This is a genomic window from Streptomyces sp. NPDC031121 (assembly GCF_055570615.1).
In genome coordinates, this window is sequence record NZ_JBVIGV010000005.1 from 40,516 (window position 1) to 56,642 (window position 16,127).

Annotated in this window: 14 protein-coding genes and 3 tRNA genes; 7 read left to right on the forward strand and 10 right to left on the reverse strand. The window is 73.0% G+C overall.

Annotation, left to right across the window (positions count from 1 at the left end; genetic code table 11):
• Positions 1-92: 92 nt before the first annotated feature.
• On the forward strand, positions 93-404 hold the full coding sequence (locus ACZ462_RS10320) for a DUF3073 domain-containing protein (RefSeq protein WP_229884581.1): 312 nt from the start codon (positions 93-95) through the stop codon (positions 402-404).
• A gap of 99 nt (positions 405-503) precedes the next feature.
• On the opposite strand, the gene purM is transcribed toward ACZ462_RS10320, so the two are convergent.
• The 7 genes from purM to purS form a co-directional block, all read right to left on the reverse strand.
• Positions 504-1,574, reverse strand: coding sequence for a phosphoribosylformylglycinamidine cyclo-ligase (purM, locus tag ACZ462_RS10325; protein ID WP_467805785.1), 1,071 nt, complete (start codon positions 1,572-1,574; stop codon positions 504-506).
• Between the two features lie 97 nt (positions 1,575-1,671).
• A complete protein-coding gene (gene purF / locus ACZ462_RS10330) occupies positions 1,672-3,189 on the reverse strand; it encodes an amidophosphoribosyltransferase (RefSeq protein ID WP_467805784.1) in 1,518 nt (505 codons plus the stop codon).
• Positions 3,190-3,518: 329 nt separating this feature from the next.
• On the reverse strand, positions 3,519-4,352 hold the full coding sequence (locus ACZ462_RS10335) for an META domain-containing protein (RefSeq protein WP_467805782.1): 834 nt from the start codon (positions 4,350-4,352) through the stop codon (positions 3,519-3,521).
• Positions 4,353-4,435: 83 nt separating this feature from the next.
• Positions 4,436-5,230 (reverse strand): maleylpyruvate isomerase family mycothiol-dependent enzyme, encoded by a 795-nt coding sequence (locus tag ACZ462_RS10340; RefSeq protein ID WP_467805780.1) that lies wholly within the window; start codon positions 5,228-5,230, stop codon positions 4,436-4,438.
• Positions 5,231-5,317: 87 nt separating this feature from the next.
• Complete coding sequence (purL, locus tag ACZ462_RS10345) at positions 5,318-7,567, reverse strand: phosphoribosylformylglycinamidine synthase subunit PurL (protein WP_467805779.1); 2,250 nt, start codon at positions 7,565-7,567, stop codon at positions 5,318-5,320.
• Positions 7,564-8,244 carry a phosphoribosylformylglycinamidine synthase subunit PurQ gene (purQ, locus tag ACZ462_RS10350; RefSeq protein WP_114058208.1) on the reverse strand — a complete coding sequence of 227 codons (681 nt, stop codon included), beginning with the start codon at positions 8,242-8,244 and terminating at the stop codon, positions 7,564-7,566. The genes purL and purQ overlap by 4 nt, the downstream gene beginning before the upstream one ends.
• 3 nt (positions 8,245-8,247) lie before the next feature.
• Complete coding sequence (gene purS / locus ACZ462_RS10355; RefSeq protein ID WP_114058209.1) at positions 8,248-8,499, reverse strand: phosphoribosylformylglycinamidine synthase subunit PurS; 252 nt, start codon at positions 8,497-8,499, stop codon at positions 8,248-8,250.
• A 345-nt stretch (positions 8,500-8,844) separates the two neighbouring features.
• Between purS and ACZ462_RS10360 the strand changes: the two genes are divergently transcribed.
• The 6 genes from ACZ462_RS10360 to ACZ462_RS10385 all read left to right on the forward strand — a co-directional run bounded on the left by ACZ462_RS10360 (position 8,845) and on the right by ACZ462_RS10385 (position 11,663).
• Positions 8,845-9,162, forward strand: coding sequence for a histone-like nucleoid-structuring protein Lsr2 (locus ACZ462_RS10360; protein WP_467805777.1), 318 nt, complete (start codon positions 8,845-8,847; stop codon positions 9,160-9,162).
• Between the two features lie 143 nt (positions 9,163-9,305).
• Positions 9,306-9,377, forward strand: a tRNA-Gly gene (locus tag ACZ462_RS10365).
• Positions 9,378-9,455: 78 nt separating this feature from the next.
• Positions 9,456-9,528 (forward strand) — tRNA-Gly (locus tag ACZ462_RS10370).
• 181 nt (positions 9,529-9,709) lie between these two features.
• A complete protein-coding gene (locus tag ACZ462_RS10375; RefSeq protein WP_467805776.1) occupies positions 9,710-10,957 on the forward strand; it encodes a sensor histidine kinase in 1,248 nt (415 codons plus the stop codon).
• Positions 10,954-11,565 (forward strand): response regulator transcription factor, encoded by a 612-nt coding sequence (locus ACZ462_RS10380; protein WP_114058212.1) that lies wholly within the window; start codon positions 10,954-10,956, stop codon positions 11,563-11,565. The genes ACZ462_RS10375 and ACZ462_RS10380 overlap by 4 nt, the downstream gene beginning before the upstream one ends.
• Before the next feature lie 22 nt (positions 11,566-11,587).
• Positions 11,588-11,663, forward strand: a tRNA-Gly gene (locus ACZ462_RS10385).
• Positions 11,664-11,730: 67 nt separating this feature from the next.
• On the opposite strand, the gene ACZ462_RS10390 is transcribed toward ACZ462_RS10385, so the two are convergent.
• From ACZ462_RS10390 to ACZ462_RS10400, 3 genes are all read right to left on the reverse strand, one after another.
• The gene (locus tag ACZ462_RS10390; RefSeq protein WP_467805775.1) at positions 11,731-12,633 is read right to left on the reverse strand and encodes a phosphoribosylaminoimidazolesuccinocarboxamide synthase; all 903 of its coding nucleotides are present in this window, start codon (positions 12,631-12,633) and stop codon (positions 11,731-11,733) included.
• 99 nt (positions 12,634-12,732) lie between these two features.
• Positions 12,733-14,205: a N,N-dimethylformamidase beta subunit family domain-containing protein gene (locus ACZ462_RS10395; protein WP_467805774.1), complete on the reverse strand. Its 1,473-nt coding sequence runs from the start codon at positions 14,203-14,205 to the stop codon at positions 12,733-12,735.
• 274 nt (positions 14,206-14,479) lie between these two features.
• Positions 14,480-16,078: a M48 family metalloprotease gene (locus ACZ462_RS10400; protein WP_467805772.1), complete on the reverse strand. Its 1,599-nt coding sequence runs from the start codon at positions 16,076-16,078 to the stop codon at positions 14,480-14,482.
• Positions 16,079-16,127 lie beyond the last annotated feature (49 nt).

Sequence of the window (16,127 nt, forward strand, 5' to 3'; positions counted from 1 at the left end):
GCGGGCGGCGTACCGTATGGCCGCGGAAGCAGGTACCGTTAAACCCCTACGGACGGTCTCTCCGAGGAGAGCCCGCTCCGAACCATGAACGCGTGTCAGACTCTGGGGCCGTCGAGCCCCGTCACCGAGGGGGTCGAGCCATGGGGCGCGGCCGGGCCAAGGCCAAGCAGACGAAGGTCGCCCGCCAGCTGAAGTACAACAGCGGCGGCACTGACCTTGCGCGTCTGGCCAACGAGCTGGGCGCATCGCCGACGGCGCCGCTGCTGCCTGTCAGCGAGCCGGTCGACGTCGATGACGAGCTGGACGACGACGACCCGTACGCCAAGTACGCGGAGATGTACAACGACGACGACGAGGACGAGGACGACGAGTCCGGCCCGTCCGCGCAGCGTCGCGGCGCTTGACGCCTATGCCTCAGCCGGCCACCCACGCGGCCGAGCAGGTGTGACAGCACAGGAAACCCGGTCCGGGGCCCCGCCCCGGACCGGGTTTCCGTGCATCCCTCAGCCTGCGTAGGACCCGGTCAGCTCGGCGCCCGAGGCGTGCTCGCCGCGCTCGGTGACGGCGCCCGCGACCCAGGCGTCGACGCCCCGGTCGGCCAGCGCGGTCAGCGCCACGTCCACCGACTCCTGCGGGACGACGGCCATCATGCCGACGCCCATGTTCAGGGTCTTCTCCAGCTCCAGCTGCTCCACCCGGCCGGCCGTGCCGACGAGGTCGAAGATCGCGCCGGGCGTCCACGTCGACCGGTCGACCGTGGCGTGCAGGTGGTCCGGGATCACCCGGGCCAGGTTCGCCGCGAGGCCGCCGCCGGTGATGTGCGAGAAGGCGTGGACCTCGGCCGTACGGGTGAGGGCCAGGCAGTCCAGCGAGTAGATCTTGGTGGGCTCCAGCAGCTCCTCGCCGAGGGTCCGGCCGAGCTCCTCGACGTGGGCGTCGAGCGACATCCCGGCCCGGTCGAAGAGGACGTGCCGGACGAGCGAGTACCCGTTCGAGTGAAGGCCGGACGACGCCATCGCGATGACCGCGTCACCCGTACGGATGCGATCCGCGCCGAGCAGGGCGTCGTACTCGACGACACCGGTGCCCGCGCCCGCCACGTCGAAGTCGTCCGGGCCCAGCAGGCCCGGGTGCTCGGCGGTCTCGCCGCCGACGAGGGCGCAGCCGGCCAGGACGCAGCCCTCGGCGATGCCCTTGACGATGGCCGCGACGCGCTCCGGGTGGACCTTGCCCACACAGATGTAGTCCGTCATGAAGAGGGGCTCGGCACCGCACACCACGATGTCGTCCATGACCATGGCGACCAGGTCGTGCCCGATCGTGTCGTAGACGCCCATCTGGCGGGCGATGTCGACCTTCGTGCCCACCCCGTCGGTGGCAGAGGCCAGCAGGGGGCGCTCGTAGCGCTTGAGGGCGGAGGCGTCGAAGAGGCCGGCGAAGCCGCCGAGGCCGCCGAGGACCTCGGGGCGCTGCGTCTTCTTCACCCACTCCTTCATCAGCTCGACGGCGCGGTCCCCCGCTTCGATGTCGACGCCCGCCGCGGCGTAGCTGGCACCGGTGGTCTTCTCTGTCATGACAGGAGAGAGCTTTCGTGTCGTTACTGCGTGGAGTGCCGGGCCCTGGGAAAAGCTTGAAAGACAGGGCCCGGCGCAGGTTGAGCCGGAGTGCGGGCTACGGGCGGCGCAGCGCGTCGGCGGCGTCGGTGCCGCCGGCCAGCTCGGTCTCCAGGAGCTGCTTGCCCAGCAGCTGCGGGTCGGGCAGCTCCATGGGGTACTCGCCGTCGAAGCAGGCGCGGCAGAGGTTCGGCTTCTGGATGGTCGTCGCCTCGATCATGGAGTCGAGGGAGATGTACGCGAGGGAGTCCGCGCCCAGCGAGGTGCCGATCTCCTCGACGCTCATGCCGTTGGCGATCAGCTCGGCCCGGGTGGCGAAGTCGATGCCGAAGAAGCACGGCCACTTCACCGGCGGCGAGGAGATCCGGATGTGGACCTCGGCCGCACCGGCCTCGCGGAGCATGCGGACCAGCGCGCGCTGCGTGTTGCCGCGGACGATCGAGTCGTCGACGACCACCAGGCGCTTGCCCCGGATGACTTCCTTGAGGGGGTTGAGCTTGAGGCGGATGCCCAGCTGGCGGATCGTCTGCGAGGGCTGGATGAAGGTCCGGCCGACGTAGGCGTTCTTGACCAGGCCGGAGCCGTACGGGATCCCGCTCGCCTCGGCGTAGCCGACCGCGGCGGGCGTGCCGGATTCCGGCGTCGCTATCACCAGGTCGGCGTCGACCGGGGCCTCCTTGGCGAGGCGCCGGCCCATCTCGACGCGCGAGAGGTAGACGTTCCGGCCGGCGATGTCGGTGTCCGGGCGCGCCAGGTAGACGTACTCGAACACACAGCCCTTGGGCTTCGCTTCTGCGAAGCGGGAGGTGCGAAGGCCGTTCTCGTCGATGGCGATGAGCTCGCCGGGCTCGACCTCGCGGACGAAGCTGGCGCCCACGATGTCGAGGGCGGCGGTCTCGCTCGCGACCACCCAGCCGCGCTCCAGGCGGCCGAGGACCAGCGGGCGGATGCCCTGCGGGTCGCGGGCGGTGTAGAGGGTGGTCTCGTCCATGAAGACGAGCGAGAAGGCTCCCTTGACCTGCGGGAGGACCTTGGCGGCCGACTCCTCGACGGTCAGGGCGCGGCCCTCGTCGTCCGTCTGGCCGGCCAGGAGGGCCGTGACGAGGTCGGTGTCGTTGGTGGCCGCCACCTGGGTGGCGCGGCCGTCCTGTCGGGGGAGGTCGGCGACCATCTCGGCAAGCTCGGCGGTGTTCACCAGGTTGCCGTTGTGGCCCAGGGCGATGGAGCCGTGGGCGGTCGCGCGGAAGGTCGGCTGGGCGTTCTCCCAGACGGACGCGCCGGTGGTCGAGTAGCGGGCGTGACCGACCGCGATATGACCTTGGAGCGATCCGAGGGAGGTTTCGTCGAAGACCTGGGACACGAGTCCCATGTCCTTGAAGACGAGGATCTGGGAACCGTTGCTCACAGCGATGCCCGCGGACTCCTGTCCACGGTGCTGCAGTGCATACAGTCCGAAGTAGGTGAGCTTGGCGACCTCTTCACCCGGAGCCCAGACACCGAAGACGCCGCAAGCGTCCTGGGGGCCCTTTTCGCCGGGGAGCAGGTCGTGGTTGAGTCGTCCATCACCACGAGGCACGCCACCGAGTGTAGGCGAGATCGACCACTGGTCCGAATTGGGGACTGACGGTAAAAGTCACAGTGCGGACAGTCGGGTAACCCCTGCGGAGGGTGACGGGCCCGATATCCGCAAATGCGGTGGTTGACACGCACCTGCCGATCCAATGGCCGCGCTTCCTGCGGTGTCGCGGCAGGAGTGCGGCGGACTCGGCCGACCGCGGCCCGGCGGTGCCGGGGCGGCGGTCGGCGGATGTCGCTCCGCTTTCCGCGGGAGGGGCCTGGCGGGGCCGCCGGGAACGCCGTGTTTCTTTTCCTTTTCTTTCCCTTTTTCCCGTGCGTTCGTACGGATCACTCGGCGGCGGAGGCCGCCTCGGCCGTCAGCCCGCGGCCGTCGGGCGCGGTCAGCGTGAGGGTGTGCGCCCGGACCTGCCAGGTGAGGGAGCCGCTGCCGAGGAGCCCGGTGAGGGCGCGCTCCAGGTCGCCCGCGGGGCCGGTGCAGGCGACCCGGGTCGAGGTCAGCTCGCCGAAGGTGACCCGGTCGCCCTCGACGGCGGCCGGTGCGCTGAACCGGTTGCACCCCAGGTTGCCGTCCGCGGTCCCGTCGGGGCCGATCCGCAGGACGGCCCGGCCGGCCGCGGGGGCCGGGACGGAGGCCGCCGTACCGCCGTCGAGCAGGGCGGTGACGGTCCACTGGGTGGCGGTGAGCGGGGCGTCCGGCACCGGGGCGCGCAGCACCAGTTCGACGGTGCTGCCGTCGGCGGCCTTCAGGGTCAGCCTGTCCTCGGGGCCGCGCCGGGCCTCCAGGCGCCCGCGGAGCACCTTGGCGAACTCCGCCTCGAAGGCGCTGTGCTCGCAGGCCATGGTGGTCGAGGCGCCGGGCTCCACGGTCAGGGCGGTGGCCTGGCGCCCGGCGGCCTCGTGGGCGACGTCCGCGGTGAAGCCGTTGCAGCCGTAGTTGCCCTTGGCCTCGGCCCGGCCGGGGGCGCCGGCCTCGAAGTCCAGGTGCGCGGTGGGCGGTGCGGTCAGGGTGCGGCCGCCGGCCGTCAGGCTCCGCACGGACCAGTTGCCGGCGAAGTCGGGGCCCGCGGAGGCGCCGGGGGAGGCGCCGCCGCCGCACGCGGAGGTCGCGGCGAGGGCCAGGAGGGCGACGAGGGCTGCGGGGTGGTTCCGGAGCGTTCGCATGCCGGTGGGACGGGCGGCGGGCCGGACCGGTTCCGCGGGCGGCGGGCCGGCCTTGTCGGCATCCGCTGCCGTGGTGGCCTGATTCAGCTCATGACCGGCAGCAGCGCCGCGAGGTCGGCCCGCTCGCCGCTGGCCGTCACCCGGGCGTCGGCGAGGGCCTCCGCCCACTGCGTTCGCCCGGTGGCCAACCGGATCCACGTCAACGGGTCGGTCTCGACGACGCCCGGGGGTGTGCCGCGGGTGTGCCGGGGGCCCTCGATGCACTGGACCACCGCGAACGGCGGGATCCGCACCTCCACCGCGCCGCCCGGCGCGGCGAGCGCGAGGGCGTCGGCGAGGAGCCGCACGGTCGCGGCGAGCGCCTGCCGGTCGATCGGGATGTCCAGGCCGGCGGCCCGGTTCAGGTCGTCGGTGTGGACGGTGAGCTCCACGGCCCGCGTGACGAGGAAGTCGGCCAGCGTCATGTCCCCGACCCACAGGTGCAGGACCCGGCCGCCGACCGGGTTCGCCGCGAGCTGCTCCGCCATGCGGGCCCCGGCCCGGCCGTACATCTCGCCGAGTGGGGCGCCCCCGACGGTCTCCTTGGCGGCCTCCGCGATCTTCCCGGCGAGCGAGGCGGTCGCCGAGGGCCACTCGACGGCCGTGAGCTCGGGGACGGCGGCCGGCGGGCGGGCCAGTCCGGCGGCGAGCGAGTCGGCGATCCAGGCGACGTGCGCGGCGAGGTCGGCGACGGTCCACGCGCCGAGACCGGTGGGGCGGGCGAGCTGTTCCGGCGTCAGTTCGCGGACCGCGTCGGCGATGTGGCCGAACTGCGCCGTGACGGCGGCTCGGATCTTCACGGCGTCGTAGGTGCGCTTGCGACGGGTCCTGGGTGCCATGCGGCGAGTGTGCCCGATGGGCCGCGGCGGCCGCAGCCACGGCGGGCGCCCGGTGGGGCGCCCGCCGTGCCGCGGGTGGGGCGGAGATCAGGCCAGCAGGCCGGGGATCGTCGCCTCGTGGGCCTCTCGGAGCTCGGCGAGCGGGATCGTGAACTCGCCCTGGACCTCGATCTCCTCGCCGTCCACGACACCGATGCGGGTGGCGGGCAGGCCACGCGCGCCGCACATGTCGGTGAAGCGGAGCTCCTCGCTGCGCGGGACGGCCACGACGGCCCGGCCCGCGGACTCGGAGAACAGGAAGGTGAACGCGTCCAGGCCCTCGGGGACCACGATCCGGGCGCCGTTCCCGCCGCGCAGGCAGGACTCGGTGAGCGCCTGGACGACGCCGCCGTCGGAGACGTCGTGCGCCGCGTCGACCATGCCGTCGCGCGAGGCGGCGATCAGGATCTCGGCGAGCAGCTTCTCGCGGCCCAGGTCCACCTTCGGCGGGAGGCCGCCGAGGTGGTCGTGGACGACCTGCGACCAGGCGGAGCCGCCGAACTCCTCGGCGGTGTCGCCGAGCAGGTACAGCAGCTGGCCGGGCTCGGAGAACGCCATCGGCGTGCGCCGGTTGACGTCGTCGATGACGCCGAGGACCGCCACGACCGGGGTCGGGTGGATCGCGGTGTCGCCGGTCTGGTTGTACAGCGAGACGTTGCCGCCGGTCACCGGCGTGCCCAGCTCCAGGCAGGCGTCCGCGAGACCGCGGCAGGCCTCGGCGAACTGCCACATGACGCCCGGGTCCTCGGGCGAGCCGAAGTTCAGGCAGTCGGAGACGGCCAGCGGCTTGGCGCCGGTCGCGGCGACGTTGCGGTACGCCTCGGCCAGGGCCAGCTGCGCGCCCGTGTACGGGTCGAGCTTGGCGTAGCGGCCGTTGCCGTCCGTTGCCATGGCCACGCCGAGGTTCGACTCCTCGTCGATGCGGACGATGCCCGCGTCCTCGGGCTGCGCGAGGACGGTGTTGCCCTGCACGAAGCGGTCGTACTGGTCGGTGACCCAGGACTTCGAGGCCTGGTTCGGGGAGGAGACCAGCGCCAGGACCTGCGCGCGGAGCTCCTCGGAGGTCCGCGGGCGGGCCAGCTTGCCCGCGTCGTCGGCCTGGAGGGCGTCCTGCCAGTCGGGGCGGGCGTACGGACGCTGGTAGACCGGGCCCTCGTGGGCGACGGTGCCCGGGGGCACGTCCACGATCTGCTCGCCGTGCCAGAAGATCTCCAGGCGCTCGCCGTCGGTCACCTCGCCGATGACCGTGGCGATGACGTCCCACTTCTCGCAGATCTCCATGAAGCGGTCGACGTGCTGCGGCTCGACGATCGCGCACATGCGCTCCTGCGACTCGCTCATGAGGATCTCCTCGGGCGAGAGCGTCGCGTCGCGCAGCGGGACGGTGTCGAGCTCGACGCGCATGCCGCCGGAGCCTGCGGAGGCCAGCTCGGAGGTGGCGCAGGACAGGCCGGCGCCGCCGAGGTCCTGGATGCCCGCGACCAGCTTCTCCTTGAAGATCTCCAGGGTGCACTCGATGAGGAGCTTCTCCTGGAACGGGTCGCCGACCTGGACCGCGGGGCGCTTCGTGGGCTTCGTGTCGTCGAAGGTCTCGGACGCGAGGACCGAGACGCCGCCGATGCCGTCGCCGCCGGTGCGGGCGCCGTAGAGGATCACCTTGTTGCCGGGGCCGGAGGCCTTGGCGAGGTGGATGTCCTCGTGCTTCATCACGCCGATGCAGCCGGCGTTGACCAGCGGGTTGCCCTGGTAGCAGGCGTCGAAGACGACCTCGCCGCCGATGTTGGGCAGGCCGAGGCAGTTGCCGTAGCCGCCGATGCCCGCGACGACGCCCGGCAGGACGCGCTTGGTGTCGGGGTGGTCGGCGGCGCCGAAGCGCAGCGGGTCCACGACCGCGACCGGGCGGGCGCCCATGGCGAGGATGTCGCGGACGATGCCGCCGACGCCGGTGGCCGCGCCCTGGTAGGGCTCGATGTAGGAGGGGTGGTTGTGCGACTCGACCTTGAAGGTGACCGCGTAGCCCTGGCCGACGTCGACGACGCCGGCGTTCTCGCCGATGCCGACGAGCATGGCGTCGTTCGCCGGGGCCTTCTCGCCGAACTGGCGCAGGTGGACCTTGCTGCTCTTGTACGAGCAGTGCTCGGACCACATGACCGAGTACATGGCGAGCTCGGCACCCGTGGGACGGCGGCCCAGGATCTCGCGGATGCGCTGGTACTCGTCCTCCTTGAGGCCGAGTTCCTTCCAGGGCTGCGCCGCGTCCGGGGTCTCGGCGGCGTGCTTGACGGTGTCCAGAGTCATGCGGAGACCAGCTTCTTCAGGATCGAGGTGAAGAATCCGAGGCCGTCGGTGCGGCCGGTCCCGATCAGCGGCTCGACCGCGTGCTCGGGGTGCGGCATGAGGCCGACGACGTTGCCGGCGGCGTTGGTGATGCCGGCGATGTCGTTCAGCGAGCCGTTGGGGTTGAAGTCGAGGTACCGGAAGGCCACACGGCCCTCGCCCTCCAGTTCGTCCAGCGTCCGCTGGTCGGCGACGTAGCGGCCGTCCATGTTCTTGAGCGGGACGGAGATCTCCTGGCCCTGCTCGTAGTCGCCGGTCCAGGAGGTGTCCGCGTTCTCGACGCGGAGCTTCTGGTCGCGGCAGATGAAGTGCAGGTGGTTGTTCCGGAGCATCGCCCCCGGCAGCAGGTGGGCCTCGGTGAGGATCTGGAAGCCGTTGCAGATGCCGAGGACCGGCATGCCGCCCCTGGCCTGCTCGATGATGGTCTCCATCACCGGCGAGAACCGGGAGATGGCTCCGGCGCGCAGGTAGTCGCCGTAGGAGAAGCCGCCCGCGAGGACGACCGCGTCGACCTGGTGCAGGTCCTTGTCGCGGTGCCACAGCGAGACCGGCTCGGCCCCCGCGAGGCGAACGGCGCGCAGCGAGTCACGGTCGTCGAGCGTTCCGGGGAACGTGACGACACCGATGCGAGTGGTCACCGGTCAGTCCTCTACCTTCACGGTGAAGTCTTCGATGACGGTGTTGGCGAGGAACGTTTCGGCCATCTTGTGGATCCGGTCGAGGGCGGTCTGGTCGACCGGACCCTCCACCTCCAGCTCGAAGCGCTTCCCCTGGCGGACGTCGGCGATGCCCTCGAAGCCCAGGCGCGGCAGTGCACGCTGCACCGCCTGGCCCTGGGGGTCGAGGATCTCCGGCTTGAGCATGACGTCGACTACGACGCGTGCCACTGGCACTCCCGATGGGTGGTTGGTGCAAGGCGGTTCCTTCAGCGTACCCGCCCGAAATTTCTACGCGGGTAGATTTCGGGGGCGGGCCGTACGGGCCCCGTTCGCCCTTCACCAACGCTTCGCAAAATCCGCCGGAAAACCCCCGACTCGGCATTGCGGCGGGACACGCGCAGACAATTAACTGGGCTTCGCCATGCAATGGCAATCGCGGTACAAAGGAATCCCCGAGCGAGCGGGATTTGCCGCCCCACTTCGGGGCCGGAAAACCGCATTGCTCCGAAACATCCACACAGGCGACATCCCCGCACGTCAACGGACGGCGGCGAGTGGCCCACGAAGGGATCGAGACCCGTGGCGCAGCGCGTAGTGGTCACTCTCTCCGACGACATCGACGGCGGAGAAGCGGCGGAAACCGTCACGTTCGGCCTGGACGGGAAGTCCTACGAGATCGATCTCAATCCGGCCAACGCGAAGAAACTCCGGAAGAGCCTCGCCCCGTACGTGGCCGCCGGCCGCCGGCAGTCCCGCTCCGGGCGGGCCTTCAAGCACACCTCCCTCGCCCCCGACCCGGCGGTCGTCCGCGCCTGGGCGCGGTCGCACGGCTTCGACGTGCCCCCGCGCGGCCGGATCCCCAAGCGCGTCTACGAGGCGTACGAGCAGGCCCACTGAGGGGCACTGAGGGGCACCGCGGGAGGGACGGAAGACGGGGCGGGGGACGGCGCGGGGGCGGATTTGGCATCCACCCCCTGTCGTCCGCTAGTGTGTGGATCACGCCGAGGGGCGAGGCCGCAGGTCAGAGCCCCGAAGGTCGTGCGGGTGTAGTTCAGTAGTAGAACATCCCCCTTCCAGGGGGAAGGCGCAGTGTGCGATCCCTGTCACCCGCTCGCAGGCTTTACCCACCACTCCGGTGGATCGGGTAGAGTGATGCACGCATCGCGCGGCCACCGTGCCGAGGCGGGCATGCGGACGTAGCTCAGTTGGTAGAGCACCACCTTGCCAAGGTGGATGTCGCGAGTTCGAGTCTCGTCGTCCGCTCAGCTGCGAAGGGCCCTGATCATTGATCAGGGCCCTTCGCCGTATGCGCTCCTGCCTCCGGCCCCTGACAAATGTCATCCTCGACGATGATCACGTGCACTGGTGCTGCGGCCCGCCCGCCGCCAGGCTTGGACCGTGGAAGGCGCCCGGCGGAGGGCGGCCGGGGGGACGGACGGGGACCGTGTCGAGACTGACCGGATGGTGGAGGAACCGCAGCAGCGCGGCCAAGGTCGAGCTGTACACGCGCTGGTCGTTCCACTTCTTCATGGCGATCGAGGCGCTCGCCCTCCTCAGCGCGCTGGGCCCGATGCCGCAGTCCGTCGCCTTGTCCCTCCTGCTGCCCGTGGTGGCCCACCCCGTCCTGTGCGGGGTGCTGTCCGCCAGGGCGGTGGACTGGATCCTGGGCCGCCGCGAGCGCCCCACCCGGCAGGCCGCCGCCGTCGCCGCCCTGACCGTGGCGATCGCCGCCGCCCTGCTCGCGCTGCACTCCGTCGGCCTGGTCGGCAACGCCAACTCCACCCCGCTCATCGTGGTCAACACGGCCGCCTTCGCCACGGGCGCGCTCACCCTCGCCGTGGACAGGATCCGCCACATGGCGTGCCTGCCCGTCGCGGCAGGGGTCCTCGCCGGGCTGCCGGCCGGGGCCCTGCGGCCCCCCGCGGAGGCCGCCGGGTACGCCACCGGGGTCTTCGCCACCAGCCTGCTCCTCACCTTCACCTACGGCTTCTCCGCCTGGCTGCTCAAGACCGTCTACGAACTCGACCGCGCCCGCGAACTCCAGGCGCAGCTCGCCGTCGCGGAGGAGCGCCTCCGCTTCGGCCGGGACCTGCACGACGTCATGGGCCGCAACCTCGCCGTCATCGCCCTGAAGAGCGAACTCGCCGTGCAGCTGGCCCGCCGCGAGCGCCCCGAGGCCGTCGACCAGATGATCGAGGTCCAGCGGATCGCCCGGGAGTCGCAGCGCGAGGTCCGCGACGTCGTCCGCGGCTACCGGGAGGCCGACCTCACGGTCGAGCTGGAGGGCGCCCGCGGCGTCCTCGCCGCGGCCGGCATGGACTGCAGGGTCGAGGTGGAGGCCGGGCGGGTCCTGCGCCCCGAGGTGCAGTCGGCGCTCGGCTGGGTGGTCCGCGAGGCCACCACGAACGTCCTGCGGCACGGCGACGCCCGCACCTGCGTGATCCGCCTCACCGTCCCCGCCGCGGGCGCCGGCGGCGCGGCGGCCGGGGACGGCGCGCTCACCCTGGACGTGGAGAACGACGGAGCCCCCGACGCCCCCGCCGGGCCGCCCGGGTCGGGGCTCGCCGGGCTGCGGGAGCGGCTCGCCGCCCTGGACGGCACGTTGGAGGCCGGCCCGCTGGGCGACGGCCGGTTCCGGCTGCGGGCCCGGATCCCCGGGCGCCAACTGCGAGGACTGGAGGTGCGGGCATGAGCCCCGTGCGCGTACTGCTGGCCGACGACGAGCACCTGATCCGCGGCGCCCTCGCCGCCCTGCTCGCCCTGGAGGACGACCTGCTGGTCGTCGCCGAGGCGGCATCGGGGCCGGAGGCGCTGGCGATGGCCCGGGCGCACCGGCCCGACGTGGCGGTGCTCGACCTGCAGATGCCGGGGGCGGACGGCGTGAGCGTCGCCACGTCCCTGAAGGCCGAGCTCCCCGACTGCCGGACCATGATCGTCACCAGTCACGGGCGGCCCGGCCACCTGAAGCGGGCCCTCGCCGCGGGCGTGCGGGCGTTCGCCCCGAAGACCGTCTCGGCGCAGCGCCTCGCCGAGCTCATTCGCACCGTGCACGCAGGCGGCCGGTACGTCGACCCCGAGTTGGCGGCCGATGCGATCAGCGCGGGCGACTCCCCGCTGACCGCCCGCGAGGCCGAGGTGCTGGAGCTCGCCGGGGACGGCGCGCCGATCGCGGAGATCGCGGAACGGGCCGGCCTGTCGCAGGGCACCGTACGCAACTACCTGTCGTCGGCGGCCTCGAAGCTGGGCGCCGAGAACCGGCACACCGCCGTGCGTCTCGCCAGGGAGCGGGGTTGGGTATAGTGGTGCCCGCGCCACGGCGCCTGCGGACATAGCTCAGTTGGTAGAGCACCACCTTGCCAAGGTGGATGTCGCGAGTTCGAGTCTCGTTGTCCGCTCCACAGGGAAGCCCCCGGTCACCGACCGGGGGCTTCCGGCGTATCCCCCGGCCCGGCCGGGGGAACCCGTTCAGGACCAGGACAGGCCGGTGAGCCGCTCGTACGCCTCGACGTACTTGGCGCGGGTCTGCTCGACGACGTCCTGCGGCAGCGCGGGCGGCGGCAGTTCGCCCTTGGGGTCCCAGCCGGAGGCCGGGGAGGACAGCCAGTCGCGGACGAACTGCTTGTCGAAGGAGGGCTGGGCGCGGCCCGGCTCCCACCGGTCGGCCGGCCAGAAGCGGGAGGAGTCGGGGGTCAGCACCTCGTCGGCGGCGACCAGCGTCCCATCGCGGTCGAAACCGAACTCGAACTTGGTGTCCGCGAGGATGATCCCGCGCTCGCGGGCGATGTCCCGGGCCCGGCCGTACACGTCCAGGGTCGTCCGGCGCAGCAGGGCGGCGGTCTCGGCACCGGTGGTGCGGGCCACCTCCTCGTACGAGACGTTCTCGTCGTGCTCGCCGACCTCGGCCTTGGCCGCCGGCGTGAAGATCGGCGCGGGCAGCTCCGAGCCGTCGACGAGCCCCTCGGGCAGGGCGAGCCCGCACACCGTACGGGTCTGCCGGTACTCGGCGAGGCCGGAGCCGGTGAGGTAGCCGCGGGCCACGCACTCGACCGGGACCATCTCCAGGTCCTTGCAGACGAGGGTGCGGCCCGCCCAGTCGGCGGGGGCGCCGGCGGGCAGGTCGGTGCCGATGACGTGGTTGGGGACGAGGTCGGCGAGCTGGTCGAACCACCACAGCGACAGCTGCGTCAGGACGCGGCCCTTGTCCGGGATGCCGGTGGGCAGCACCCAGTCGAAGGCGGAGATGCGGTCGCTGGCGACCATGACGAGGTTGCCGTCCCCGTCGCGGTAGAGGTCCCGCACCTTGCCGGTGTGGAGGTGGACGAGGCCCGGCACCTGCACCGGCTCGGGCTTTTCGACGAATCCGGACACGGGGTCTCCCTGTGGTTCTGTACGAGCGCAGCCCCATTCTCCCGCACCGGCCGCGCGGGAGCCGACGAGGGTCGGGCCGACCGGGGTGCGGCGCCCGGCTCAGTCCCTCTTGCAGATCCGGTCGAGGAGGTTCGCCGTGGCCCGCTGGATCCGCTCGTCGACGTGGCCGGGGCGGTCCAGCGCCGGGGACCACGCGAAGGTCCCGGACGCGAAGACGAGCGCCCCGCTGGGGGCCCGGTACAGGGAGGTCTCCTGGTGCCGCCGCACCCCGTCCCCGTCGAGGTACGGGGAGTGCGCGAGGAGGATCCGGTCGTGGTGCTCGGGCAGCTGGGTGCGCGGGAAGTACCGGTCTGCCTCGCCCGCGACCAGGCCGGGCAGCTCGTCGTTCTCGCCCGCGCCGGTGGAGTCCCACAGCCAGTGCGCGGCGTTGCGGACGACGAGCGGGGCGGGCTCCGGGACCCGGCCCGCGTACTGGATGCCGAGGAGCTGCTGCTCCGGGCGGTCGACCTCCCGCCACAGGCAGGGGCGGCCCGGTCCACGGCGTTTCCGGCAGGTCAGGAGCCGGTCGGGGACGCCGGAGGGGGAGGGGCCCAGCTCGACCTGCCAGTACATGGTGTTGGCGGAGAGGAAGACGAGGGAGGTGCCGTGGTCGCGGGCCTGCTCGACGGTGCGGCGCATGGCCGCCGACCAGTACTCGTCGTGGCCGGGGAAGACGAGGCCGCGGTAGCGGGCGGGGTCGACGCGGCCGGCGTGCAGGTCCCGGGTGTCGGCGTAGGCGAGGTCGTAGCCGTAGCGCTCTGCCCAGCGGATGAAGTCGTAGGCGTGGCCGACGTGGAGCGGGAGCCCCGCGCCGGCGTAGGGGCGGTCGAAGGAGACGGTGACCGCCGCGTCCCGCTCGCCGAGCAGCCGGCCGTCCGCGTCCCACGCGTGGTACAGGCTGGCGCCGGTGCGGCCGTCCTCCGGGTACAGGTTGTACGCCTGCCAGGTGATGTCCGGCAGCAGCAGGAGCAGGTCGGCGGGGTGCTCGTCGCGGACGGTGAACGGGATGTGGGACCGGTAGCCGTCGGCGGTGGTCAGCACGGCCACATAGGCGCCGAGGTTCCAGTACGACGGGATCTGCAGCCGCCACGACAGCCACCAGTGGTGGCAGGAGACGGTCCGGTCGGCGGTGAGCGGGGGCGGCTGGACGATCCCGGAGAGGCGCGGGCTGGTGGTGATCTTCGAGGCGCCGTCGCCGCCGTAGTGGCCGATGCGGTAGACGTCGACCGAGAACTGCTGCGGCGGGTCGACCGTGATGTGGAAGTCGATGGCCTCGCCCGGGGCCACCGCGCCGGTGGAGGCGAACCCCTTGATCTGCCGGTGCACGTCGTCCGCGGTGCGGGGGCCGCCGGTGCGGCGGGCCGGCCCGCCGGAGGCGACGGCCGGGTCGACATACCAGGGCACGACCTGCCCGGTGTCGCCGAAGTACACCTCGCTGCCCCGGAACCACGGCAGGGGCCCCTGCCCGAAGGGGTCGTTCACCGCATGGGCGAGTGCCCCCGACTCCCACCGCCGGATCTGGTCCGAACCCATTCCGCGCCCCTCCCTCGCTCCCCCGTACGGTCCTCTGCTGCATGCCGGCACGGCTCGGCTGCCCGGGCGACCGACCGCGGCCGGTCCCAGCACATCACATAACGCGCTGATTCCGTCACCGTTCGCCACAACCGGCCACCAGCCCGAAAAAGCGAGCCGACGCGGGTCTGCGAACGGGAGTGACCGGTGGGACGTGAGTGGTGCAGGGTGCCGCCGGGCCGGGCTGGGGCGGGTCGGGACACCGGCCCCGGAGGGCGCGGAACGGCCGGGGCGGTCAGAGGAGGCGGATCGGCTTCTCCGGGCGGATGCCCAGGGCGGCGAGCCAGTCGCGGAGGGGGTCCGGGTCGCCGTCCTCCACGAGGCTCAGGACGCGGGGGGCGAGGTCCTTGCGGCGCTCCCCGGCGACCAGGAGGACGGGGCCGTCCAGCCAGTCCAGGCCCGGGCCGGCGCCCACGCCGTCGACGGCGGCGCAGCACACCGCGGCCGTCACGTGGTCGGCGAGCAGGTCGCGGCCGCTGCGCTGCGGCTGGAGCGGGAACAGCGGCACCGCGTCCGCCCCGCACGCCGGCTCGGTGCGGTGCTCCGCGGAACGTTCCTCCCGGGCCACGGCGGCGCTGAGGCGCCCGGCGAGGGCCTCCCCGCGGCTGCCTTCGCCGCCCCCGCCCGCCAGGTAGCCGAGGACCCGGTCCAGGGTGGGCCCCGTGCCGGCCGGCGCCGCGAGGGCGTCCAGCGCGGCATGCAGCCGGGCCGCCTCCTGGCGCCACTTCCGGTCCACGACCTCCTCCGGGTACGCGGCCCAGTCCACCGGCGACCACCGCGGCCCCGGCTCGGCCGGGCCGCCGTGGAACAGCCGCGCGGCGAGCAGTGAGGCCGCCTCGTCCACCGCGCCCGGCCTCTCCAGCAGGTCGCAGGCGGGCCGCTCGCCCAGCCGGGAGGCGAACCCGTCGGCCAGCCGGTCCCGCCGGGACAGCTCGGTCAGCGCGGAGACGACCCCCGCGTCGAGGTGGGAGGGCCAGCGGCCCATCCGCCAGGCGGGCAGCGCCACCCTGGTCAGCAGCCGGTCCCAGCCCGCGTAGGCGAGGCCGACCTGCTCCTGGGCGGTGATCCGGAGCCCGTAGTCGACCCGCTCCGCCCGCGCGGACGCCGCGGCGGCGACACCGCGCTCCATCTCGGCGGCGTCGTCCCGGCAGAGCCGCAGCAGCAGGCGGGCCGGGCGGCCGATCCAGCCGAGGCCGGGCCGGCTGCCCACGTCGGCGGCGGCGTCGAGCCCGCGCACGAAGCTGCGGGCGTCGGCTATGTCCGGATGCGCCGAGGGCCCCGTACCGGCGACGACCGGCGCGAGCACCGCCCGCAGCTCCGCCACCCGCATCCACCACAGGAACGGGGAGCCGATCACCAGCACCGGCGCGGCGCCGGGCTCCCCGCCCGGGCCGGCGGCCGCGCCCCGCCGGCGGTGGGCCGCATGCGTGCGGTCCTCCAGCCAGCTGTCGCAGTCCGGCGCGAGCGCTATCGCCGACGGCGGCGGCACCTCCATCCGGTCGGCCAGGTCCCGCACGAGCCGGTACAGGTCGGGCGCGTCCGACTCGGCCAGCGGCACGGTCGGGGTCACGGGCGGGCCGGCCCGCAGCACCACGGCGGCGAAGACGCCCGCGGCGAGCAGCACCACGGCGGCGACGGCGCAGACGACCAGGGTCACCAGCGGCCAGGGGTCGCCGGCGAGCCGGCCCGTCATGCGGGCGGTCACCAGCACGACCGCCGCGGCGGCGGGCAGCAGGCAGACGGCCAGCGCCCTGCTCCGCACGCGGAGCACGGCCAGGGCCCGGGAGCGCGCGGACGGCGCGCCGCCTTCCCGATACGAACCGGTTCCGGACACGGCCGGACCTCACCCCCTCTGCCCTGCGGCGGTTTCGCTCACTCCCCCA